15 protein-coding genes are annotated in these 25,076 nt (G+C 67.0%); 7 read left to right on the forward strand and 8 right to left on the reverse strand.

Annotated features, from left to right (window positions below; genetic code table 11):
- Window positions 1–356 precede the first annotated feature (356 nt).
- Both AB4083_RS20430 and AB4083_RS20435 read left to right on the forward strand, forming a co-directional pair.
- Window positions 357–7,280, forward strand: a complete 6,924-nt coding sequence (locus AB4083_RS20430) for an ESPR-type extended signal peptide-containing protein (RefSeq protein WP_441610347.1) — start codon at window positions 357–359, stop codon at window positions 7,278–7,280.
- A 41-nt stretch (window positions 7,281–7,321) separates the two neighbouring features.
- A complete protein-coding gene (locus tag AB4083_RS20435) occupies window positions 7,322–8,149 on the forward strand; it encodes an OmpA family protein (RefSeq protein ID WP_441610348.1) in 828 nt (275 codons plus the stop codon).
- 113 nt (window positions 8,150–8,262) lie between these two features.
- On the opposite strand, the gene AB4083_RS20440 is transcribed toward AB4083_RS20435, so the two are convergent.
- The 8 genes from AB4083_RS20440 to AB4083_RS20475 all read right to left on the reverse strand — a co-directional run bounded on the left by AB4083_RS20440 (window position 8,263) and on the right by AB4083_RS20475 (window position 16,661).
- Complete coding sequence (locus AB4083_RS20440; protein ID WP_441610349.1) at window positions 8,263–9,810, reverse strand: RICIN domain-containing protein; 1,548 nt, start codon at window positions 9,808–9,810, stop codon at window positions 8,263–8,265.
- A gap of 254 nt (window positions 9,811–10,064) precedes the next feature.
- Window positions 10,065–11,456 carry a sugar porter family MFS transporter gene (locus tag AB4083_RS20445; protein ID WP_441610350.1) on the reverse strand — a complete coding sequence of 464 codons (1,392 nt, stop codon included), beginning with the start codon at window positions 11,454–11,456 and terminating at the stop codon, window positions 10,065–10,067.
- 89 nt (window positions 11,457–11,545) lie between these two features.
- Entirely contained in the window at window positions 11,546–12,448 is a 903-nt protein-coding gene (locus AB4083_RS20450; RefSeq protein ID WP_441610351.1) for an SMP-30/gluconolactonase/LRE family protein, read from the reverse strand.
- A complete protein-coding gene (locus tag AB4083_RS20455; RefSeq protein WP_441610352.1) occupies window positions 12,445–13,209 on the reverse strand; it encodes an SDR family NAD(P)-dependent oxidoreductase in 765 nt (254 codons plus the stop codon). Before AB4083_RS20455 ends, AB4083_RS20450 begins: the two co-directional genes overlap by 4 nt.
- A gap of 2 nt (window positions 13,210–13,211) precedes the next feature.
- Window positions 13,212–14,360, reverse strand: coding sequence for a galactonate dehydratase (gene dgoD / locus AB4083_RS20460; protein WP_441610353.1), 1,149 nt, complete (start codon window positions 14,358–14,360; stop codon window positions 13,212–13,214).
- Window positions 14,357–15,016: a 2-dehydro-3-deoxy-6-phosphogalactonate aldolase gene (locus AB4083_RS20465; RefSeq protein ID WP_441610354.1), complete on the reverse strand. Its 660-nt coding sequence runs from the start codon at window positions 15,014–15,016 to the stop codon at window positions 14,357–14,359. The genes dgoD and AB4083_RS20465 overlap by 4 nt, the downstream gene beginning before the upstream one ends.
- Complete coding sequence (locus AB4083_RS20470) at window positions 15,013–15,939, reverse strand: 2-dehydro-3-deoxygalactonokinase (RefSeq protein ID WP_441610355.1); 927 nt, start codon at window positions 15,937–15,939, stop codon at window positions 15,013–15,015. Before AB4083_RS20470 ends, AB4083_RS20465 begins: the two co-directional genes overlap by 4 nt.
- Window positions 15,936–16,661 (reverse strand): FadR/GntR family transcriptional regulator, encoded by a 726-nt coding sequence (locus AB4083_RS20475; protein WP_441610356.1) that lies wholly within the window; start codon window positions 16,659–16,661, stop codon window positions 15,936–15,938. The genes AB4083_RS20470 and AB4083_RS20475 overlap by 4 nt, the downstream gene beginning before the upstream one ends.
- A 455-nt stretch (window positions 16,662–17,116) precedes the next feature.
- Here AB4083_RS20475 and AB4083_RS20480 point away from each other — a divergent pair, with 455 nt between their 5' ends.
- From AB4083_RS20480 to AB4083_RS20500, 5 genes are all read left to right on the forward strand, one after another.
- A complete protein-coding gene (locus AB4083_RS20480; RefSeq protein WP_441610357.1) occupies window positions 17,117–18,220 on the forward strand; it encodes an aldose epimerase family protein in 1,104 nt (367 codons plus the stop codon).
- 140 nt (window positions 18,221–18,360) lie between these two features.
- Window positions 18,361–19,548, forward strand: a complete 1,188-nt coding sequence (locus tag AB4083_RS20485; RefSeq protein WP_441610358.1) for a 1,4-beta-xylanase — start codon at window positions 18,361–18,363, stop codon at window positions 19,546–19,548.
- A 120-nt stretch (window positions 19,549–19,668) separates the two neighbouring features.
- A complete protein-coding gene (locus AB4083_RS20490) occupies window positions 19,669–22,464 on the forward strand; it encodes a TonB-dependent receptor (protein WP_441610359.1) in 2,796 nt (931 codons plus the stop codon).
- Between the two features lie 61 nt (window positions 22,465–22,525).
- The gene (locus tag AB4083_RS20495; RefSeq protein ID WP_441610360.1) at window positions 22,526–24,079 is read left to right on the forward strand and encodes an exo-alpha-sialidase; all 1,554 of its coding nucleotides are present in this window, start codon (window positions 22,526–22,528) and stop codon (window positions 24,077–24,079) included.
- Complete coding sequence (locus AB4083_RS20500) at window positions 24,076–25,032, forward strand: glycoside hydrolase family 43 protein (RefSeq protein ID WP_441610361.1); 957 nt, start codon at window positions 24,076–24,078, stop codon at window positions 25,030–25,032. Before AB4083_RS20495 ends, AB4083_RS20500 begins: the two co-directional genes overlap by 4 nt.
- Window positions 25,033–25,076: the final 44 nt, after the last annotated feature.

Genomic DNA, 25,076 nt, shown 5'->3' on the forward strand with positions numbered 1-25,076 from the left:
TCCACCAGATGGAAGCAACACAGGAGTAGTCGACAATGACGTTGGTCGAGCCCAAGCGACTCCAGCGCCCGCCGATCCAGGGGATTCTCATCCGACTATGTCGCGGCCCCGTGCCGCCTCCGCGCTTATGAGCGCCTGACCCGGGCCATGCCCCGGGCGCCGTCGTCATGACGTTCGCGTTTTAAGCGAACGCCTTTAAGTACACGGGCCGCGGAGAAAACCCAAGCACGTGCGCCGCAAGCGCTCTGACGGCGCGTAACCGAGTCGAGGTTACGCGCCCCGGGTCTTTGCGTGCCCGCGTCGCCGGATCCGCGCGCCTCCTTAGATCTGCATCTGCCCCATGCAAGGAGATCGTCATGAACAAGATTTACGGCAAGGTCTGGAACCGCGCGCTGCAGCAGCTCGTGGTGGTGTCGGAGCTGGCAGCAAGCCAACCCGGTGGAAGCGCGCAGGGCGCGGTGCGCCATCGATCGCGGCGCGGAATGGGTGCGGGTCTCTTGCTTGGGCTGGCGGCCTTCGGCGGGGCGGCGTGGGTGTTGCCGGCGCATGCGCAGTCGGTGGATTGCACCGGGGCGCCTTACAACGCCTACAACAGCACGGCTTCATGCATGGGTCTGCAGTCCGCGGCCAGCGGTGTCGGCGCCACTGCCCTCGGGGCGCTTGCGCACGCTGACGTGCTGGGCGCCCTGGCGGTGGGCTATAACCCCCATGCTGCCGCTCAGAACAGCATTTCTCTCGGTTTCCAGGCCTATACGACCGGCGTCAATTCCATTTATCTGGGGGCGCGGACGGCGGCCGGCACCGGTGCGCTTGCCAACAGCGCGATCGCTATCGGTCAGGACGTCACTGCCTCTGGCGCAAGCGGCGTCGCCATCGGTACGGTCTCGAAAGCCGTAGGCGGCAATGCAGTCGCGATCGGTGCGCTCAGTTCCGTCGATGCCAATTCCGGCAACAGCGTGGCGATCGGTCCATCGGCCAGCGCAACCGGCGCCATCAATGCCGTTGCTCTTGGTTCGGGCGCCGCAGCAAGTACGGGCCAGGCCACTGCGCTGGGCGCCTCCAGCAAAGCCTCGGCTGACGGCGCAACGGCGGTCGGCCTCTCTTCGCAAAGCACCGCCACTCACGCGACCGCCGCTGGCTGGCAAGCTTATGCAACAGCGCTCAATGCGGTTTATCTTGGCGCGCGCACCGTGGGTACGGGCGCATCGGCTGAATCGGCTATCGCCATCGGTACGGACGTGTCCGCTTCAGCCACCTACACCATCGGCATGGGCCTGCAGGCCAATGCGAGCCAGACGCAGGCGACCGCCATCGGCTACAACAGCGTTGCGAGTGCCGCACGAGCTGTGGCATTTGGCGCCGCCGCCAACGCCAGCGGTGACGCCGCGCTCGCGATCGGCGCGAATACCGTGTCGAGCAACACCAGCTCGCTTGCCATTGGAGGAAATTCCACAGCCGCGAGTGCCGCCAAGGCTGCTGGACTGGGTTCCATCGCGATCGGCGGTGGCAGCAATATTTCCGCGGGCGCATCCGTCTCCGCCACCGCAGGCAATGGCATCGCCATCGGAACTCTCAGCTCGGTGACCGCGACTGGCAGCAGCGCCATCGGTCAGAACGCCAATGCGACGGCCAGCTCGGCGCTCGCTCTGGGCAACACCGTCACCGCGTCCGGCGTCGGCTCCGTCGCGGTCGGCCCCAATGTCACTGCCAGCGCTCAGTTCTCGACCGCGATCGGCCAGGGCTCCAGTGCAACGGGGACGAACGCGTCTGCATTCGGCAATGCGGCCGTGGCAGCTGCAGCCAATGCATTGGCGCTGGGCAATGGCTCAAAGGCCTCGGCGGCATCGGCGGTGGCCTTCGGTGATACGAGCACGGTGGCCGCCGGTGCAGGCACCGGCTCCATCGCCGGCGGCCACAACTCGCAGGTGACGGCCGGTACCGGCGCGGTTGCCCTGGGCGAGGGCCAGAAGGCCACCGGCAACGGCGCAGTGGCGATCGGCGATCCGAACACCTCCAATGGCACCGGCGCCGTGACGATGGGCGCGAACAACGTCGCCGCGGGAGATGCCGCCGGCACCACGGCGGCGGCCGGTGCCGTGGCGATCGGTAATTCCAACCAGGCGATCGGCCAGGGCTCGGTGGCGCTGGGCAATACCAGCAAGGCGCTGGCGGCCGGCGCGGTGGCGTTCGGCGATGGGGCGGCGGCCAACAATGCCAAGGACGTTGCGCTGGGTTCCGGCTCGACCACGGCCGCGGCTGTAGCGACCTCGAGCTACACCATCGCGGGCACCAGCTATAACTTCTCCGGTGTCGCGCCGACCAGCACGGTGAGCGTCGGTGCGCTGAACACGGAGCGCACCATCACCAACCTGGCCGCCGGCCGCATCGCGCAGAGCAGCACGGATGCGATCAACGGCTCGCAGCTCTATGCGGTGACGCAGGCGGTGAATGCCATCGCGACCACGGCCGCGCCGGTTCACTACTACAGCGTCAACGATGGAGGCACGCAGGGCGGCAACTACCTCAATAACGGTGCGTCCGGGCTCAACTCGCTCGCAGCAGGCGTGGGTGCCAGCGCTGCGGGAGGAGCGGCCGTGGCCATCGGCTCACAGGCGACAGCTACTGCCAATGAGGGATTAGCGCTGGGCAGTACCGCCTCGGCGGGGCTTGGTGGCTCGGCGATTGGCGCTCGTTCGGTTGCCAGTGCGCAAAATTCCACGGCTCTCGGCATCGACGCTGGGGCCAGTGGACTGAATTCGGTCGCTGTCGGAGTTTCTTCGAGAGCGACCGCGCAACTTAGTGCCGCGCTGGGGCCTGGAGCCGCTGCCACGGGGCAGCAATCGCTGGCCGTAGGCCCCCAATCCACCGCCAGTGGAGTGGCGGCGACGGTGGTCGGCAACCAGGCGAAGGCTGGCGCCGACAGAGCGACAGCCATCGGTAGCGGTTCGCAGGCGCTGGCTGTATCCACGGTGGCCTTCGGCGATACGAGCACAGTGGCAGCGGCAGCTGGCGTTGGCTCTATCGCCGGCGGCCATAACTCGCAGGTGCTCGGCGGTATCGGTGCGGTCGCGCTAGGCGAAGGCCAGACCGTCAACGGCAATGGCGCGGTGGCGATCGGCGATCCGAATTCGGCTACCGGCACCGGCGCCGTCACGGTCGGTTCCAACAACACGTCCAATGGCAACGGCGCCGTGGCGATCGGCAACGGCAACAACGCACAAGGCGTCGGCTCCGTGGCGCTGGGCAATGCCAGCGCCGCGCAGGCGGCCGGTGCGGTGGCGTTCGGCGATGGAGCGACAGCCAGCAACGCCAAGGATGTGGCGCTGGGTTCCGGTTCGACCACGACCGCGGCGGTGGGTACGGCCAGCTACACGATTGCCGGCACCACTTATAGCTTCGCCGGCACCACGCCGGGCAGCACGGTGAGCGTCGGTGCTGGCGGGGCCGAGCGCACCATCACCAATGTCGCCGCTGGCCGCATCGGACAGAACAGCACCGATGCGATCAACGGCTCGCAGCTATATGCCACCAACCAGGCGGTGGACAACCTCAGCAATGTGGTTGCCGCCGGCGCCACGCATTACTACAGCGTCAACGACAACAGCACGCAGGGCGGCAACTACGCCAACAACGGCGCCACCGGCATCAATGCGCTGGCGGCCGGCGTCGGTGCCACCGCCGCTGCCGATCGCAGCACCTCGCTGGGCCAGGGCACGGGCGTGTCGGTACTCGGTGGTGTGGCGCTGGGCGCGGGGGCCGTGTCTGACCGTGCGATCGCGCCGGCGTCCGGCTCGATCATCGTCGGCACCAATGTGATCCCGTACAACACCACCGACCGCAACCTGCTCGGCGCGGTGTCGGTGGGCAATGCCACCGACTTCCGCCAGATCACCAACGTGGCGGACGGCACGCAGGACCAGGATGCGGTGAGCCTGCGCCAGTTGAAGGGCGCGATGTCTTCGTTCTCGGTGACGCCGATCAAGTACTTCCACGCCAACTCCGCCGCGACCGACTCGGCCGCGATCGGTGCGGAGTCGGTGGCGATCGGCCCGCAGACCACGGTGAACGGCGACAACGGCATCGGCCTGGGCAATGGCGCGATCGTGCAGCAGACCGCGCCGGGCGGTACGGCGATCGGCCAGACCGCCACGGTAAACCTGGCCGACGGCGTGGCGCTGGGCACCAATGCCACCTCCAACGGCATCCAGGCGATGGCGCTGGGCGCCGGCACGCAGGCGGCGTTCGCCGGCAGCGTGGCGCTGGGCGCCGGTGCGGTAACGGCGGCGGCGGTGGGCACGGCGAACTACACCATCGCCGGTACCACCTACGCATTCGCCGGCACCACGCCGGGTTCGACGATCAGCGTGGGCAACCCAGGTGCCGAGCGCACCATCACCAACGTCGCGGCGGGCCGCATCAACGGCGGCAGCACCGACGCCATCAACGGTTCGCAGCTATACGCCACCAACCAGGCGGTGGACGCGCTGAACAACAGCGTGGTCGCCAACGCGATCCACTACTACAGCGTCAACGACGGCGGCACGCAGCAGTCCAACTACGCCAACAACGGCGCGACTGGCGTCAACTCCGTCGCCTCCGGCCCCGGCACCCTGGCGGCGGGCGTGGGTTCGGTCGCCATGGGCCACAACTCGCAGGTGCAGAGCGGTACCGGCGCGGTGGCGATCGGTGAGGGCCAGACGGTGAATGGCGACGGTGCCGTCGCGATCGGCGATCCGAACACGGTCACCGGCACCGGTGCGGTAGGCATGGGCGCCAACAACACGGCCAACGGCAATGGCGCGGTGGCGCTGGGCAACGGCAACAATGCGCAGGGTGTCGGCTCGGTGGCGGTGGGCAATGCCAGCAGCGCGCTGGCGGCCGGCGCGGTCGCCTTCGGCAATGCGGCGGCGGCGAACAACGCCAACGACGTGGCGCTGGGTTCGGGTTCGAGCACGACCGCGGCGGTGGGCACGGCCAACACCGTGATCAATGGCACCACCTATGCCTTCGCCGGCACCACGCCGACCAGCACGGTAAGCGTGGGCAGCGTCGGCAACGAGCGCACCGTCACCAACGTCGCCGCCGGCCGCATCAGCGGCAGCAGCACGGATGCGATCAACGGCTCGCAGCTGTTCCAGACCAACCAGGCCATCGGCACCGTCGGCAGCACGGTGACCAACCTGGGCAACTCGATCGCCAACAGCTACGGCGGCACCACCACCTACGATCCGACCACCGGCACCATCAATACCGGCATCACCTACGCCGGCAATACGTACAGCTCGCTGCAGCAGATCTTCAACCAGATCGGCGGTGCGGTGACCGGCGCGGGCATCAAGTATTTCCACGCCAACTCCACCCTGGCCGATTCGCAGGCCACCGGCACGGACAGCGTGGCGATCGGTCCGGTGTCCAATGCCACCACCACCAATGCGGTGTCGATCGGCAACGGCGCGACCGCGGGCGCCAATGCCGGTGACGTGGCCCTGGGCGCGGGCAGTGCCACGGGTGCTGTGGTCCAGACCGGCAGTGGCACCATCGCCGGCACGACCTATACCTATGCCGGCGCAACGCCGACCAGCACGGTGAGCGTCGGCGCGGGTGGTGCCGAGCGCACGATCACGAACGTGGCGGCGGGCCAGGTCAACGGCGGCAGCACCGATGCGATCAACGGCTCGCAGCTGTTCGCCACCAACCAGGCGGTGGACAACCTCAGCAACGTGGTCGCCGCCGGCGCCACGCATTACTACAGCGTCAACGACAACGGCACCCACGGCGGCAACTACGCCAACAACGGTGCCACGGGGGTCAACGCCATGGCGGCAGGCGTCGATGCCACCGCCACGGCCGACCGCGCGACGGCGCTGGGCCAGGGCACGGGTGTGTCGGTGCTCGGCGGTGTGGCGCTGGGTGCGGGTGCGGTGTCCGATCGGGCGATCGCACCGGCGTCCGGCTCGATCATCGTCGGCACCAATGTGATCCCGTACAACACCACCGACCGCAACCTGCTCGGCGCGGTGTCGGTGGGCAACGCCACCGACTTCCGCCAGATCACCAACGTGGCGGACGGTACGCTGGACCAGGATGCGGTGAGCCTGCGCCAGTTGAAGGGCGCGATGAGTTCGTTCTCGGTGACGCCGATCAAGTACTTCCACGCCAATTCCACCGCGAGCGATTCGCTGGCCGCGGGTGCGGAGTCGGTAGCGGTCGGCCCGCAGACCACGGTGAACGGCGACAACGGCGTAGGCATCGGCAACGGCGCGATCGTGCAGCAGACCGCGCCAGGGGGCACCGCGATCGGGCAGAACGCCACGGTGAATCTCGCCGATGGCGTGGCGCTCGGTACCAATGCCACCTCCAACGGCATCCAGGCGATGGCGCTGGGTGCGGGTACGCAAGCGGCGTTTGCCGGCAGCGTGGCGCTCGGTGCCGGTTCCAAGACGGATGCGGCGGTAGGTACGGCCAGCACCACCCTGGCGGGCACCACCTACAACTTCGCCGGCACCACGCCGGGTTCGACGGTGAGCGTGGGCAGCCTCGGGGCGGAGCGCACGCTCACCAACGTGGCGGCGGGCCGCATCAGCGGCAGCAGCACGGATGCGATCAACGGTTCGCAGCTGTACGCCACCAACCAGACGCTGCAGCAGCTCTACACCAGCCTGCAGAACCTCACCAGCACGGTCAACAATCTGCCGCAGCAGGGCCCCGGCGGCGGCACCACCAACACCTACCAGACCAGCGTCGACAACACCAAGAACGCCACCGCCACCGGCGGCAATTCCACCGCGGTGGGCGCGGGTTCCACCGCCACCGGCGACAACAGCGTGGCGATCGGCGCCAACTCGGTGGCCAACACTGCCAACACGGTATCGGTCGGTTCGGTCGGCCACGAGCGCACCGTCACCAACGTCGCGGCCGGCACCAACGCCACCGATGCGGTGAACGTCGGCCAGCTCAACGACGCCATCCAGAGCGCGAAGAACTGGTCCAAGGACTACGTGGACCAGCGCTTCCAGACGGTGGACCGCGACCTCAACCGCATCGGCAACCGTGCCAACGCGGGTATCGCCTCGGCGATGGCGATGTCCAGCCTGCCGCAGGCCTACCAGCCGAACCAGAGCTCGGCCGCCGTGGCCTTGGGCACCTTCCACGGGGAGAGCGGCATCGCCGTCGGCGTGTCGACCATCACCGAAAGCGGCCGCTACGTGTTCAAGCTCAACGCCACCACCAACTCGCGCGGCGATGCCGGCGCCGGTGTCGGCGCGGGTGTGGTGTGGTGAGCGCGAACCTGACCATGAGCGATCTTCAAGGAGCCAAATCCATGCGTATCTATTTCAAGCACCTCGCCCTGGCCTCGTTCGCGTTCGCGTTCGCGCTGGCCGCCTGCGGCAACGTCAGCCACGACATCGCCAAGGACGGCGGCACGGCCGGCCAGTTCGTGTGGCCGGAACCGGGCGACACCACGCCGATGCACAAGGGCGGCACCTTCCCGAACCTGGCCAACCTGCGACAGATAAAGGCGGGCCTCAACAAGCCGCAGGTGTCGGACCTGATCGGCTACCCGCACTTCAGCGAAGGTGTGTGGGGCGTGCGTGAGTGGAACTACCTGTTCAACTTCCGCAAGCCTGGCAGCGATGAAGTCACGGTGTGCCAGTACAAGGTGCTGTTCGACGACAACAAGCTCGCGCGCAGCTTCTACTGGAAGCCGGAATCCTGCGCGGCAATGCTGGACGAGCCGAAGCCGGCGGCACCTGCACCGGTGGCGCCGGCAGCGGGCAAGCCGCGCGTGCTTTCGGCCGATGCGCTGTTCGCGTTCGACAAGTCCGAGCTGTCGCCCGCGGGACGCCGTACGGTGGACGATCTGGCCGCGGAACTGAGCGGGCAGGGCGACAAGCTGCGTTCGGTGCGCATCGACGGCTACACCGACCGTCTGGGCAGCGCTGCCTACAACCAGGAGTTGTCGCAGCGCCGGGCCGAATCGGTAAAGGCCGAACTGGTGCGTGCGGGCGTGCCGGCGGAACGGATCAGCGCCGAGGGACATGGCAAGGCGGATCAGGTGAAGGACTGCCCCGACGGCAAGCGCGCGGAGCTGATCGCCTGCCTGGCGCCGAACCGGCGGGTGGAGGTGAAAGTGGATAGCGAGCAGTAAGCGAGCGCCGGACGTAGGTTGGGGTGAGCACAGCGAACCCCAACGTGCCACGCGCTTACCGGCGTGGCGACGTTGGGGTTCGCCTTCGGCTCACCCCAACCTACGGCGGTGGGTCAATGCAAAATCCACTGCTGCGGCGCCAGGCCGTTGTCGGTCCATAGCTGCAGCTGCGTACCGTGCGTGGTGGAACCGCCCGGGTCATCCAGGATCAGCGAGCCCGAAGCCTGGTTCATCAGCTTGTAGCTGCCGTTGCCAAGATCCATGAACTGCCAGTTCTGGTTGGCGTTGTTGGCGCAGCCCCACAAGGTGACCAGGTTGCCCGGCGACGTGCTGCCGCCGGTGTTGTCCACGCACAGGCCGGTCGCCTGGTTCTGGATGCTGAACCAGCCGCCGCCCTTGGCGTGCACGGTCCAGTTCTGCACCGACAGGTTGTTGCAGTCCCACAGTTCCGCGCTGGTGTTGTTGGCGGTGGACCAGCCGCTGTTGTCCAGGCACAGCGCGGGCGCCTGCACGCTCTGAAACGCATGGACCGAGCCGTCGCCGGGCAAGCGGTTCCACGGCTCGCTGGCGAAGTACACGATGCAGCCGCCGTTGAGATAGTCCGAGGCCAGTTCCAGGATGCTGGAGCCGTCCGCCGCCGGGAGCAGGGCGGAGGAATAGTTGGGGCAGTAGTTGTCGTACGCACCGGGCACCTGCACCGGCGCGGCGATGGTGTACCAGTTGCCGGTGCCATCCACGTTGGTGTTGACGAACAGCACCTTGCCGTTGGAGGCGGACACGCTGCCGTTGGCCTCGTACATCACCTGGCCCACCAGCAGGATCGCGCCGTTCGATGACAGCACCGACGGACTCCAGCGGTTGAGCGGCGCGTGTTCCAGGTACTGGCCTGCCGTGGTCTGCACCCGGCTGCCCATGTTGGTGGGGTCGCCGTAGTTCCAGCCGTCGGTCGAGCTGCGCGAGAACACCGTGCAGGCGGCCGGGCCGCACAGCTCGTTACTCATGAAGTAATGCCCGTTGGGCAGCTTGCTGACCGTGATCATGCCGGGGCGGTCGCCCTGGATGGTGCTGCGGATGGTGTCGGTCCGGTCCTGCCAGCTGCTGCCGTTGTAGGTGCGGATCTGGGCGAGCTTCTGGCTGCAGCATGGATCGGTTTCGTCGGACCAGAACATCACCAGCGCGCCGTCGCTGGCCACGCTGAATTCCGGTTCCCACAGGCCGCCGTGGTTGTTGTCGGCGGCCAGCGCAGGTGTGCTGTGGTAGGTCCACGACACGCCCTGGTTGGTGCTGATGTAGACCTCGACCGCCGGATTGCTGCCGGAGAAATACGAGCCCGCGGAGATCAGCGTGCCGGCCGCCAGCGAACCTACCTGCTGCGGCAGTTCGTACAGCGTGGCGCAGCAGCGCTCGCTGCTGCCCGGTACGGTGGGAACGGAGCCGAGCTGGCTCCAGCTGGCGCCGTTGTCGTTGCTCTGGAAGATGATGCCGTTGGTGCTGGCGACGAGGCGGCCGTAGGTGTTGGCAGGGCCGTGTTCCAGCCGTACGACGCGGGGGTAGAGGGTGCTGCCTTGCAGGACGGTGCCGGTTGCGGCGTGGGCGCTGCCGATGCAGGCGAGCAGGCACACGAAGAGTACACGGGACCACCAGGAACGGATGCGATGCATGACGTTCACTCCGGATGAGTTGGTGGCGTGTTGGAAAGTTATGGCATGAACGGGCCGGTGGGTCCGGCCTCGCTTTGTATATTGCAGAACGCGGTTATATGAGCCCAATGTTCCCAGGAGGAATCCTTCTCCCTCCGGGAGAAGGTGGCGGCAGCCGGATGAGGGTCCGGACGGAGCAGTGCACATCACTCTTGCGCTCCGCCCGAACCCTCACCCCAACCCCTCTCCCGGTGGGAGAGGGGCTAGTCACGACACTACCGGCCGATATCGCGCAGCTTCTTTCCAGCCAGCAGATTCCGCTCGATCTGCTCCAGCGTCACGCCCTTCGTCTCCGGCACCAGCCAGAACGTCAGTCCGATGAACACCGCATTGAGCGCGGCATACAGCCAGAACGTCGAGGCATTGCCGATGCTGTTGAGCAGGCTGAGGAAGGTGAAGCCGACCACCATGTTGGTGATCCAGTTGGTGAAGGTCGAGACGCCGATGCCGAAGTCGCGGCCTTTCAGCGGCTGGATCTCCGAGCACAGCGTCCACACCAGCGGGCCGGCCGACATGGCGAAGCCGACGATGAAGAACAGCAGCATCGCCACGCAGGTGTACTGCTCGGTCTGGCCGGTGATGCCGCCGTTCATCAGCACGCCGACCACGCCCAGGCCGATCGCCATCACGGTGAAGCCGGTATAGAGGATGGGCTTGCGGCCCCAGCGGTCGATCAGCGCGATGGCGATAAAGGTGGCCAGCACATTGGTCAGGCCGACCAGGGCGGTGAACCACATCTGCGCGGCCGTGTCGTAGCCCATTTCCTGGAAGATGCGCGGCGCGTAGTACATCACCACGTTCATGCCGGTGAATTGCTGCATCAGCTGCAGCAGGGCGCCCAGGTAGACCGAGCGGCGGAAGTTGCGGTTCTCCGCGAACAGGTCCCAGCCGCGCTGCGGGGTTTTGAGTTGTTCCTCGATGTCGGCGGCTTCGCGCGCCACCACTACTTCGTCGCCGCGCAGGCGGCGCAGCACCTCGATCGCCTCGTCGCGGCGGCCGCGCATCATCAGCCAGCGCGGGCTGTCCGGCAGGCCGAGCACGCCGAGCAGGAACAGCGCGCCGGGAATCGCGATCACGCCGAGCATCCAGCGCCATGCACCGTGATAGCTGAGCGCGGTGTCGGAGAGGAAGGCCACCAGGATGCCGATGGTGATCATCAACTGGTAGGTGGAAATCATCGCGCCGCGGATGTGCTCCGGCGCCACCTCGGCCAGGTACAGCGGTGCGGTGAAGGTGGCGATGCCGATGGCCAGGCCCAGGATCACGCGAGCGGCGATCAGGGTTTCCGGCGACCAGGCCAGGCCGCACAGCAGCGAGCCGATCACGAACAGGATCGCGCCCAGGATCAGCGAGCGCTTGCGGCCCAGCTGCGAAGACAGCCAACCGGCGCCCAGCGCACCGAACGCCGCGCCGAACATCATGGAACTGACGATCCACTCGATGGTGTGGTCGCTGAGGGCGAACTCCGCCTTGATGAACTGCGAAGCGCCGGAGATCACGCCGATGTCCAGCCCGAACATCAGGCCGGCCAGCGCGGCGAGCACGCAGGTATAGATCACGGTGCCCTTGACGTGGGCCGTGGGTGAGGCGATGGCTTGGGAGTTCATGGAACCGAGGACCTCGCTGGCGTTAAGAATGGAGCGCCGATGGATAGGGCGACGATGGATCAGGCGACGTTGGATCAGGCGACAATGGATCAGGAAGAGTGGCCGAAACCGGGCGGCGCTCCGCGGAAACGTGACTCGGGCAGGCCGGTCGTGCCGGGGTCCGCCGCGAACAGCGCGCCGGCCAGCGGCTGCGCCGCCAACGCCTCGGTGGACAAGCCATCGCGTGCGCTGGTGATGTAAAGCGTGTCCAGGCGCTGGCCGCCGAAGGCGGGGCGCGTGGGTTGCGTGGCTGGTACATCCACGATGCGGTCGATGCGGCCGTCCGCTGCGTAGCGCACCACGCGGCCCAGGCCCCATTGTGCGTTCCACAGAAAGCCTGCGGCATCCACCGCGGAGCCGTCCGGCTCGCCGCGCGCGTCGTCCACGCGTGCAAACTCACGTGGCTCGCCGCACTGCTCGCCGTAGTCGCAGCACTGGATCAGGCGCGAAGGCGAGTCGCAGAAATACATGGTGCGGCCGTCGGGACTGAAGGCGACGCTGTTGCTGATGCCCACCCCGGGGAGATTGAGCCGCTCCAGCGTGAGATCCGCGTTGAGGCGATAGAACGCTCCGATCGCCCGCCGTGTTTCGCCGGGCGCGGGCTCGTGCAAGGTGCCGAACACGAAGCGGCCCTGGCGGTCGCAGCCGCCATCGTTGAGGCGCGTCGGCAGTTCCGGTTCCACGTCCACGATGGGCAGCAGCGTGTCGTCTTCCGGATGGAAGAACGCCAGGCGCGAAGCGAGTCCGAGCAGCAGCCAGCCGTCCGCTTCGCACAGGGCGAGGCAGCCAAGGCGCTCCGGCATGTCCCAGTGGCGCGTCTGGCCATCCGCCAGCCGATGGCGCCACAGCGTGGCGGCCTGGATATCGGTCCAGTACAGCGCCTGTTCGCGCTCGCACCACAGGATGCCTTCGCCCAGCGTATTGGCCGGATGATCGACGACGCGCGCGCTCATACCCAGCCGCCGTCGACGACAAAGGACTGGCCGGTGCACATGCGGCTGTCGTCCGCGCCGAGGAACAGCGCGGCGCGGGCGAGGTCTTCGGCCATCAGGTAGCCGGGCAGGCACTGCGTGCGCCGGATTTCTTCCTCGCCGGCCGCATCCAGCCACAGGCGGCGCTGCTTCTCGGTGATCACCCAGCCGGGCACCAGGGCGTTGATGCGGATGCGCTCGTGGCCCAGCTCGCGCGCCAGGCCGTTGACCAGGCCATGCACCGCGGACTTGGCCATCGCATACAGCGGATAGCCGGCGTTCTTCTTCATCCAGCCGGTGGAACCCAGGCAGATCACCGAGCCGCCGCCGAGCGCGCGCATGTCCGCCAGCACGGCCTGGGTGGCGAAGTACTGATGGCGCAGGTTGATCGCGATGTTGCGGTCGAACTGCTCGCTGGTGGTGTCGCCGAAGCGGTGGCGCACGTCGTTGGCGGCGTTGTTGAGCAGCACGGCCACCGGACCGTGCGCCGCGCGCGCGGTGGCGATCGCCGCGTGCAGGGCATCGAGGTCGGTGATGTCGCAAGACAGGAAGCGCGGGGCGTGGCGTTCGCCGGCCAGGCTCTGCGCCAGGGCTTCGCCGTGTTCGCGATCGATATCGACGAAGGCGACGCGGCTGCCCTGTCGTGCAAAGTGTTCGACGAAGGCGGCACCGATGCCGGTGGCGCCGCCGCTGATGAAGACATGGCGGTCGAGCAGGCTGGGATAGCTGGCGAACTGGCCCATGCTCACCACTCCGCCACGCTGCCGTCGGCATGGCGCCACAGCGGATTGCGCCAGCGATGGCCTTCGGCGGCGCGCTCGGCGACGTATTCCTCGTTCACCGTAATGCCCAGGCCTGGGCCGGTGGGCATGCTGACGTAGCCGTCCTGGTAGGCGAACACGCTGCGGTCGGTGACGTAGTCGAGCAGGTCGTTGGAGGCGTTGTAGTGGATGCCCAGGCTTTGTTCCTGGATGAAGGCGTTGTGGCTCACCGCGTCGATCTGCAGGTTGGCCGCCAGCGCGATCGGGCCCAGCGGGCAGTGCAGGGCGATGGCCACGTCGTAGGCTTCGGCCATGGCGGCGATCTTGCGCGTCTCGGTGATGCCGCCGGCGTGCGAGGGATCGGGCTGCAGGATGTCCACGCCGCCGGTCTGCAGCACGCGCTTGAAGTCGTAGCGCGAGTAAAGGCGCTCGCCCAGTGCGATCGGCGCGGGCGAAATGGACGCCAGCTCCGGAATGCATTCGAGGTATTCGGACAGCACCGGTTCTTCGATGAACATCAGCTTGTACGGCGCCAGTTCGCGCATCAGCACCTTGGCCATCGGCTTGTGCACGCGGCCGTGGAAGTCCAGGCCCAGGCCCACGTGCGGGCCGACCGCGTCGCGCACCGCCTGCACGTTGGCGAGCACGCGCTCGACCTTGTCGAAGCTGTCCACATACTGCATTTCTTCGGTGGCATTCATCTTGACCGCGGTGAAGCCGCGCGCCACCGCTTCCATCGCCGCGCGCGCGGTGTCGGCCGGGCGGTCGCCGCCGATCCACGAGTACACGCGGATGCGATCGCGCACCGGGCCGCCGAGCAGGTCGTACACCGGACGGCCCAGGTCCTTGCCCTTGATGTCCCACAGCGCCTGGTCGATGCCGGCGATGGCGCTCATCAGGATCGGGCCGCCGCGATAGAAGCCGGCGCGGTACATCACGCTCCACAGGTCTTCGATATGGTGCGGGTCCTTGCCGATCAGGTAATCGGATAGCTCTTCGACCGCCGCCGCTACGGTTTGCGCGCGGCCCTCAAGGACCGGCTCGCCCCAGCCGCTGATACCCGCATCGGTATCGATGCGCAGGAAACACCAGCGCGGCGGAACGAGAAAAGTAGTGAGGCGGGTGATCTTCATGCGCGGTTTCCTTGCGAAGCGGGGTGTAGATGCCGCCAGGCGTCGGCGAAGTCGCGCGCACGGGCGGCGACGTCGACGGCCGCGCGGCCGGGAGCGTAGAGCGACGAACCGATGCCGAAGCCGGCGGCGCCGGCGGCCAGCCACGGCGCCATGTTGTCCGGCGCGATACCGCCGACCGGCAGCACGGCCAGCTCCTTTGGCAGCACCGCGCGCCAGGCCTTGAGCACGGCGGGCGAGGCTTGCTCGGCAGGGAACAGTTTCAGTGCATCGGCGCCGGCGGCGAGCGCGGCGAAGGCTTCGGTCGGCGTGGCGACACCAGGCACGCAGTACAGGCCGGCCTGCTTGGCGGCGCGGATCACCGCGACGTCGGCGTGCGGCATCACGATCAGGCGACCGCCGGCATCGGCGATGTCTTTCACGCGGGCCGGATCGAGCACGGTGCCGGCGCCCACCAGGTAATCGTCGCCGAGCGCGTCGACCAGGCGGCGGATGCTGGTGCAGGCTTCGGGCGAGTTGAGCGGCACTTCGAGCATGCGGAAGCCGGCGCCGACGAGTGCGTGGCCGATCTCCACCGCTTCGTCGGGATGCAGGCCGCGCAGGATCGCGACCAGGGGCAGGTCGTGCAGCCAGGTGTGCATGGGGGGCAGGGTTTTCATAGGGAATGAGCGGTGAAGGTTGGCGCCGAAGCGAGACTTGCCGCGCCGGCGATACGCCACAGGCCGTCGGCGGTGGTGCCGTCCGGTGCGCGCGACAGGTGCAGGCCGAACACGTCGGCGGCGCGCCGGTAGCGATCGCACAGCGGGCCTTCGCCCACCATCGGAATGGTGTCGCCGGCGCCGGTCCAGCCGGCGGCCAGCGCCATGCGCAGCTCTTCGCCAAGCAGCAGGCCGGACAGATAGTCCGGCACCGACGCCGGATCGAGCACGCCGTCGAGCATCAGTGCGCGCGCCGAGAACAGCCGCGACAGCGCACCGGCCGGGCCGCTGTCGCGTGCGGCGGCGACGCCGTCGCGGAAGGCTTCGTCGTCGTCGCGCGCTTCAGGCAGTGCGGCGCCGAGGATCGAGTGCTGCCGCAGCAGGCCATACAACTCGCCGGTCATCACCGTGGCGAAATCCGTGACCACGCCATCGCGCAGCCGCACCCACTTGCTGTGCGTGCCGGGCAGCAGCAGGCGCGTGGTGGCGGGTTCGCGCGCCAGGACGCCGACGATCTGGGTTTCCTCGCCGCGCATCACGTCGGGGCGGTGCGGGTCGTGCAGGCCGGGTACCAGGTACAGCGCATGGCCGGTGGGCGTGGTCAGCCGCGTCAGATGCTGTGCCAGCCGCTCGACGCCGGTGGGCGTATCCAGGTAAGGCACTTCCTGCCAACCGTTGCGGCTGCCGACCATGCCGCAGGCGAGCACCGGCAGCACGGGCCAGTCGCGAATGGCGAGAGCGAATGCTGCTGGAAATCCGCCGGCCGGCAGTTGGCGAATGCCGTGCGGCAGGGCGCGGCTTTCGATCGCCTTGCCGTCCGCGCCGAACAGATACGCACGCAGATGGGTACTGCCCCAATCCAGTCCGATCAGGCTGGCGCTCACGCGGAAGCCTTGCGGCGCGTGCGGGGACGGCTGCGGCGCATGTTGTCGCGCGAGTCGGCGATCATCGACAGCATCACCTTGCGCGCCACCTCCGGTTGCTTGCGGCGGATCGCCTCCAGCACCTGGTGGTGGTAGGGCAGCGAATACTTGAAGTCGCCGGCGCTGCGCGCGGACAGGCTGAAGAACGCACCCAGCGCGGTTTCCACCACCGAGAACAGCGAGTGCAGCAATTCGTTGCCGGTGGCGTGCAGCACGGCGTCGTGGAAGCGCACGTCGGCTTCGGTCCAGGCGTCCAGCGTCTGCGCGGCATCCATCGCGCGGTAGGCGGCGTCGATCTCGGCCAGCTGCGCGGCGTTGCGGTGGCGCGCGGCGGAGGCGGCGGCCGCCGGTTCGATCAGTTCGCGCATTTCCACCAGCTTCTCGACGAAGTCGTCGGTGGGCATCGAGGCGCAGCGCCAGGCCAGCACGTCGGAGTCCAGCTGGTTCCAGTGGCGTTCTTCCTGCACACGTGCGCCCACGCCGGTGCGCGAGGCGATCAGGCCCTTGGCGGACAGCACCTTCAGCGCTTCGCGCAGGGCGGTGCGGCTGACGCCGAGGTTCTCGGCCAGGGTTTCCTCACGCGGAAGCACGTCGCCGGGCTTGACCCGTCCACTGACGATGCGCTGGCCGAGTTCGTGCATCACGTGTCCGTAGAGTGTGCGAATGGCAGGCGGCTTCTTCATGAATTCTTGGTTTCCCCATGTCTTTCTGTATGAGAGCCGGAGGCGCCGCAGATGTCCGGCTTTCGCGCTTCCAGGTTATTTGTCATACAAACGGACTATAAGCACTTCACTCGGTTCCTGCCAAGCGTCGCCTGCATTTTCGGACACTTCCGCACATGGACGGCCATTTGTTGGCGATGACGCATTGCGATATTTCACAAGCCGCTTGCGAGAACCGCGGCCCGCAAGAACCGGCGCAATGGCCTGAAATGACCTGTCGAAAACACCAGGCCATGGCATGCACAAGTCCGATGCTGCGTCGCGCAAGGCTGCAGGCGCGTGCCGATGATCACTTGCACGATAATCATACAATATGGTTGCATGCGCCGTCTCGTAAGGGTCCCGAAGGGAAGTCAGACATGCGACATGCGATGCTCCTGGGTTTGGTAGGCGCGGTTTCTTTAGGTGCGATGGCCATGGTGACGGCGGTGCAGGCGGTGGAAGCGAAGCGCGAAACGTTCGGGGCGCTACCCGATGGCACCAAGGTGGATGCGGTGGTGCTGGACTCCGGCCATGGCGTGCAGATCCGCGTGATCGCTTACGGCGCCAGCCTGCAGGAAGTGCTCGCGCCGGACCGCCACGGCAAGAGCGCCAACATCCTGCTCGGCTATGCCAGCTTCGACGACTATCTGAAGAAGCCGCAGTACTTCGGCGCCACGGTGGGGCGCTACGCCAACCGCATCGCCAAGGGCCATTTCGAGCTGGACGGCCACAGCTATAGCGTGCCGGTCAACGACGGTCCCAACTCGCTGCACGGCGGCAGCAAGGGTTTCGACAAGGTGCTGTGGACGCTGGGCGAGGCCAAGAGCGGCGCCGAGGGTGCCAGCGTCACGCTTAGCTATGTCAGCCCCGATGGCGACATGGGCTATCCCGGCAAGCTCACCGCCACCGCTACGTATACGCTCGACGCGCACAACCGACTGACCATCGAATACCGCGCCACCACCGACAAGCCGACCGTGGTCAACCTCACCAACCACGCGTACTGGAATCTCTCCGGCGAGGGCTCCGGTTCGGTGCTGGAGCAGAAGCTGACGATTCCGGCCGAGACCTTCCTGCCGATCGACGCGAGCTCGATTCCGCTCGGCCAGTTCCAGCCGGTGGCCGGCACGCCGTTCGATTTCCGCCAGGGCAAGCCGATCGGCCGCGACATCCGCATGCCGGATCCGCAACTGCTCAATGGCCGCGGCTACGACCACGATTTCGTGATCGCGCGCGACGTGGCCAAAGAACCGCGGGTGGTGGCGAAAGTGGAAGACCCGGCATCCGGCCGCGTGATGACGCTCAAATCCACCATGCCGGGCCTGCAGTTCTATTCCGGCAACTTCCTCAACGCGACCAGCGTGGGCACCGGCGGTCATGTCTACCGCGAGGGTGACGCGTTCGCGCTGGAGCCGCAGTTCCATCCCGATACGCCCAACCAGCCGGCGTTCGGCTCGGCGCGACTGGCGCCGGGGCAGGAGTACCGCCACACCATCGTGTACGAGTTCGGCACGGAGCCGGTGCAAGGCAAGCATTGACGGGCGCCTGAGCGCCCGCCCAGCGATCGGACCAGACGCCCGTTGACGGGCGTCGCGGGAGCGCTTTGCCCGCAGCGGTCGCCATCCAACGAAGACCTCCGACAGGGACCGGAGATCGTCCAAGCCACGGGGAGTTCGAGATGAAGCATGCATTGATGGCGACGGCACTGGGATTGGCGGCACTGCTCGCCACGCCTTCGTCTTTCGCGCGGGAAGGCAACGCGCGCTGGACGCCCGCCGAAGCCAAGGCCTGGTACGCCAGACAAGCCTGGCCACTGGGCAGCAACTATCTGCCGTCCAACGCGATCAACGAGCTGGAGATGTGGCAGGCCGACAGCTTCGATGCCGCGCGCATCGACCAGGAACTGGGCTGGGCGCAGCAGCTGGGCATGACCACCATGCGCGTGTTCCTGCACGACCTGCTGTGGCAGCAGGATGCGGCGGGCTTCAAGCAGCGCATCGACCAGTTCCTGGCCATCGCCGACAAGCACCACATCAAGCCGATCTTCGTGCTGTTCGATTCGTGCTGGGATCCGGAGCCGAAGCTTGGCCCGCAGCATCCGCCGATACCCGGCGTGCATAACTCCGGCTGGGTGCAGAGCCCGGGCGTGGCGCTGGCCGATCCCAGCCAGTACCCGCGGCTGGAGCAATACGTAAAAGACATCGTCGGCAGTTTCGCCAAGGACCCGCGCGTGCTCGCGTGGGACGTGTGGAACGAACCGAACAATCCCGGCGGCGGCAACTACGACGCGAAAGAACCGAAGGACAAGATCGCCCTGGTGGCGAAGCTGCTGCCGCAGGTGTTCGCCTGGGCGCGCAGCGCGTCGCCGGTGCAGCCGCTGACCAGCGGCTTGTGGGAGCACGAGGACTGGTCGGACCCGGCCAGGCTCGACGCGGTCGAGCGCACCCAGGTCGAGCAGTCCGACGTGATCAGCTTCCACAACTATGGCTGGCCGGAGGAATTCGCGCGCCGGGTGAAGCAGCTCGAAGGGTATGGCCGTCCGCTGATCTGCACCGAATATATGGCGCGCGGCAACGGCTCGACCATCGACGGCGTGCTGCCGCTGGCCAAGAAGCTCGACGTGGGCATGGTCAACTGGGGCTTCGTCGACGGCAAGTCGCAGACCATCATGCCGTGGGATTCCTGGCAGCGCCCATACACCCTGCAGCCGCCCACGCTGTGGTTCCACGATCTGTTGCACGGCGATGGCACGCCGTATCGCCAGCGCGAGGCGGAGATCCTGCGCGCGCTATCGCACGCGCCGCGTGGCGTGGTGCCGGCGGAATCGGCGACGTACCCAGCCGCAAGCTTGCTCAAGACGCGCTAAGCCACCACGCGCGCCCCATCGGCGCGCCCGCCCCAGCGGGCCGCCTTCTTTCTTCCAGAACGCATGCCACCGGCAAGCGCCGGCGCTGTGTTGATTCCGAAAACCGGGGAGGTTCGTACCATGACTCGCTGCCGCATCCCGCTGTCCCTGCTCGCTATCGCCATCGCCGCTGCACTGGCGCCGGCTTATGCCACCGATACCACGCCGAACGACCAGGGCGCCGCGCCGCAACAGGCCGCCGACCAGACGCCCGCTGCATCGACCGGGCAGGCGCCGGCGAAGAAGAAAGCCGCTACCGCCGACCAGGCGTCTACGCAAAACGCGGTGAATCTCTCCGGCGTGGTGGTGACGCCGCTGCGCGAAAGCCTGCAGAGCGCGCAGACGCTGAAGCAGGACGCGCGCATGGTGGTGGATTCCATCGTTGCCGAGGACATCGGCAAGCTGCCCGACAACAGCGTGGCCGACGCCCTGCAGCGCATCACCGGCGTGCAGATTGCGCAGGGCTTCCAGGGCGAGACCAGCTCGGTGGTGATCCGCGGCCTGCCCAATGTGATCACTACCTTGAACGGCCGCGAGATCTTCAGCGGCGTCGGGCGTGCTTTCGCCTTCCAGAACCTGCCGGCCACCGCGGTGAAGACCGTGCAGGTCTACAAGACCAGCGAAGCCAGCCTGCCGGACGGCGGCATTGCCGGCCTGGTCGACATGCAGCTGTATCGCCCGCTGGATTTCGATGGCAGCAAGGTGGCAGCCACGCTCACCGGCACGCACAGCAAGTACGGCGGCCACACCGACCCCAATGGCAGCCTGCTGCTCAGCAACCGCTGGAGTACGGACGCCGGCGAGTTCGGCGCGCTGCTCAACGTGGGCTACGACAAGCAGCGCTACGAGTACAACGCGGTGTGGGCGGACTTCCCCAAGGTGCTCACCGGCGGCAATGGCACGCCGATCCGCGCCTCGGGCGGCGACCTGATTTCCGTCCCCAATGGTTGGGGCGCCGACTACAACATCGGCAGCCGCAAGCGCCAGGAAGCCAATTACGCCTTGCAGTGGAAGCCGAACAAGGACACCGAGGTCTACGTCGAAGGCCTCTACACCTGGGATTCGGACCGCTACAACCAGCCGTACTACTTCAGCTTCCCGGTAGGCGTGGTCAATCCGTCCAGCCTGTCCGTCAGCAACCATTGCTATGCCGACCAGCTCACCGGCTCGCCGTATTACGGCCAGCGCATCTGCGATGCCTCCAGCGGGGTGTGGACCGGCGACACCTACGCCGCCACCAGCACGCAGGCGCACGAGCAATGGGGGCATGACATCCAGAACTCGATCGGCATGAAATGGCATGGCGACAAGCTCAATCTGTCGACCGACCTGTCGTTCAATTCCAGCTCCTTCCACGACCAGACCTTTATCGTCGACACCTTTCTGAAGGGGCCGATCACTACCGTGTGGAACGGCGCGCAGAACTGGACGCTGGGTGGCAATCCGCAGCTCAATCCGTCGAACTACTACCTCAACGGCCTGTTCCAGACCTGGAACAACCAGCGCGGCGAGCAGACCGCGTGGCGTGGCGACGGCACTTATGACCTGGGCGGCGATTTCTTCCAGTACATGGATTTCGGCCTGCGCTATTCCGACCACAAGGCCGAGTACCGCGGCAGCGTGGAGATCTCCACGCCGCCGCCGGGCGGCACCGGGCAGATCGCGCTCAATCCGAATCCCGCCAACCAGGTGGTGGCGCGCTTCCCGAGCGGTTACTTCTGCAGCCAGCCGACCACCAATGCCATTCCGGTGTCCTGGCTCAGCGGCTGCTACAACTTCCTGGTCAACAACGCCGACGCGATCCGCGGGCTGTATGGCCTGCCTGCCGGTTTGGCGGCGGAGAACTCCGGCCGCTTCTATCACATCCAGGAGAAGTCATACGCCGGCTATCTGCAGTTCGGCTATGGCAACGAGCTGTTCGGCCTGCCGTACGACGGCCTGATGGGCATGCGCGTGGAGCGTGTGAAGCGCCATCTCGACGCATATTCGTTCGATGCCTCCAGCGGCATCTATTCGCCGCTGACGGCATCGACCAGCGCGCCGGTGTATCTGCCCAACCTCAGTTTCAACCTGCATCTGCGCGACAACCTGCAGTTGCGCGTGGTGGCGGCGAAGACGCTGACCTATCCGGGCTTCGGCCAGTTGAATCCGTCGATTTCGCTCAACCCCGGCACGATCAACCGCGCGGGCGCAGCCAGCAGCGGCAATCCGAACCTCAAGCCAATCCGCAGCAATAATTACGATGCCTCGCTGGAGTGGTACTTCGGTCCGGCCAGCTACGTGAGCGGCGGCGTGTTCTATCGCGACATCAACGGCTATATCCAGAACTACATCACCGACGTGGTGATCGGCGGGCAACCCTACCAGCTCAACTCGCCGCAGAGCGCCGGTTCCGGCCATCTCGGCGGCGCCGAGTTCGCCTACCAGCAGTTCTTCGACTTCCTGCCCGGCGTGTGGAGCGGCCTGGGTGCGCAGTTCAACTACACCTATATCGAAGGCTCCACGCGCTCGCCGCAGTACATCGGCGGCCCGATCACCGCTTCGCCGCTGCAGAACGTGTCCAAGAACAACTACAACGCGGTGCTGATGTACGAAAAGTATGGCTGGTCGGCGCGCCTGGCCTACAACTACCGCAGCCGCTACATCCAGGGCTTCAACCAGCCGACGGTGGCGGGCGTGAACGACGAGATCAAGCCGGCCAACCAGGTGGACTTCTCGCTCGGCTACGACGTCAACCAGAACTTCACCGTGGTGCTCAACGCGACCAATATCTTCGGCGCCAACCTGCACCAGTGGTGGGGTGACGGCACCACGCGGCCGCGCGACATCCGCTACCAGGACCGCACCCTGGGCCTGGGCGTGCGCTTCAAGATGTGATTCCTCCCCGGCGGGCGGTGTTGTGGCGTGGCCGCCCGCCCTTTTTTCCCCGGAGGTCGTGATGATGAGAACGATATTCGCCGTGGTGTTGGCGCTCGCCTCGATGGCGGCGCAGGCCGAGGAGCGCGTGCTTGGCGAGCGCATCGCCGATGGCACCGGCTATGCATCGGTGGTGCGTACCGGGCATGGCGCGGCGTCGGATCACCGGCGCCTGCTGATGGTGTTCGAGCAGGACGGCATGGCTGGCATTCCGCTATGGGAAAGCCGCGACGAAGGCCTGCACTGGCGGTTGCTGATGAATGTCACCGACCAGCCGCATGCGGGTGACCGGCAGTGGCAGTTGCGTTGGCAACCGCACCTTGCCGAGTTGGCGCGCGCAAGCGCCGACCTGCCAGCCGGCACGCTGCTGCTCTCGGCCAATGCCACGCGCAACGACGAGCATGGCCGGGTCCATGTCGAAGACCTGCAGTTGTATGTGTCCACCGATGGCGGCAAGAGCTGGCGCTATCGCAGCTCGATCGTGCAGGGCGGCGGCCGTCCCGAGGACAAGGACAACAAGGGTGTGTGGGAGCCGAACGTGCACCTGCTGGATGACGGGCGCCTGGTCGCCTATTACTCCAGCGAGCAGCACAAGGGCGAGGGCTATAACCAGTTGCTGGCGCACAAGGTCTCCGCCGACGGTGGGCGAACCTGGGGCAGGGAAGCGTGGGACGTGGCGATTCCCGGCGGCGTGCAGCGGCCCGGCATGGCCATCGTCACGCGCCTGCCGGACCAGCGTTATGCGATGACGTACGAGAATATCGATGGGCCCCGCAACGGGCAGGTGTTCATCAAGTTCAGCCGCGACGGCCTGGACTGGGGCGATCCGCAGCGGCATGGCGAACCGGTGCTGACCTCGTCCGGATTCTGGCCCGCGGCTTGTCCGGTGCTGCAGTGGTTTCCGCAGGGCGGGCCGGAAGGCGTGATCGTGGTGTCGGCGCAGCGCGCCGGCGGTGGCGGCGACGAGGGCGGGCGCAGTTTGTACTGGAACAATGCGTCGGGCCGCGGTCCGTGGTGGGAGGTGCGCGCGCCGGTGCAGAAGCGCAGCGGCAATATCCATGCGGGCTGGACGCAGGCCTTGCTGGCGCGCGGCGATGGCAGCTTCCTGCATGTGACTTCGTCGTCCGCCGCGGATGCGCCGGAGCATGCGTCGCGCAACGAGATGCTGTCGGCCATCGCACCGCTGCGTTTCGATCGCTACGAGGCCGAGGACGCGGAATTGAGCGGCGCCGCGGTGGTGCCCGATCCGGCCGCGTCCAACCAGCGCAAGGCGCGCCTGGGGCAAGGCGAGACGCGGCTGCGTTTCCTGGTGCATGCCGCGGGTGGCATGCACACTTTGCGCGTGCGCTTTGCCGATCTGGGCTTGCCAGCCACACCGGTAGTGGCGGTGAACGGAGCGCGTATGCCTGCAACGATTGACCAGGCGACGGAAGCCGGGCAGGTGGCCGTCGTCGCCGCGCCGCTGTTGCCCGGCTTCAACACGATCGACGTCGAAGGCGGCGCGCACGCGCTCGATATCGACTATCTGCAAGTGGATGGCGATGCAGCATCGGCGCCGGGAGGAAAGGGCAAGTGATACGCCATGTCCTGCTGTTCGCCATGTTGCTGGCGGCCCCGCTGGCGCAGGCCGCCAAGCCGATCGGCCCGCTGCTGCCCTCCGGCCCCGATCCCTGGGTGACCCAGCGCGACGGCGTTTACTACTACATGCATACGCAGGGCGATCGGATCTCGCTGTGGAAGACCGGCGACATGGCCAGGCTGGCGGATGCCAGGCCAGTGACGGTATGGCACGCGCCGGCAAGCGGCCCCAACTCCGCCGCGATCTGGGCGCCGGAGCTGCACTTCCTGCGTGGCAAGTGGTACCTGTACTACTCGGCGGCGGACAAGTTGCACAACGACGATGCGCATCGGCACGTGTTCGTGCTGGAGAATGCGTCGGCCGATCCCACGCAGGGCGCGTGGGTGGACAAGGGCATGCTGCGCACGAAGCTCAGCGGTATCGACGGGACGGTGTTCGAGCATCGCGGCAAGCTCTACTTCGTGTATTCGGCGTATGTGGGCGATCACAGCGATCTGCTGATCGCACCGATGCGCGATCCGTGGACCTTGGCTGGCCCCGAGATGGATATCGCGGCGCCGACGTTCGCCTGGGAGATGCAGGGCGGGCGGAAGATCCTGGAGGCGCCGGAGTTCCTGGCCGGGCCGGGCGGGAAGGTTTTCCTGACGTATTCGGCCAGTGCGTGCTGGTCGGATGGCTATGCGATCGGGATGCTGAGTGCGCAGGCGGACGCGGACCTGCTCAAGCCCTCGTCATGGTCGAAGTCGCCGGCAGCGGTGCTGAAGAGTGCGCCGGAGGACGGTATCTACGCGACGGGACATAACGGTTTCTTCAAGGCTCCCGACGGAACCGACTGGATCGTGTTCCATGCCAACGGCGGCCCGGATTGGAAATGCACGTCCAGGCGCGCACCATATATGCAGAAGTTCCGCTGGGACGCCGAAGGGCGCCCGGTATTTGGCGTCGATTGAAGCCTGCCTGCGGCCGACGTAGGTTGGGGTGAGCCGCAGGCGAA

It is taken from the genome of Dyella sp. 2RAB6, from assembly GCF_052115385.1.
In the GTDB taxonomy this organism is placed as follows: Bacteria; Pseudomonadota; Gammaproteobacteria; order Xanthomonadales; family Rhodanobacteraceae; genus Dyella_D.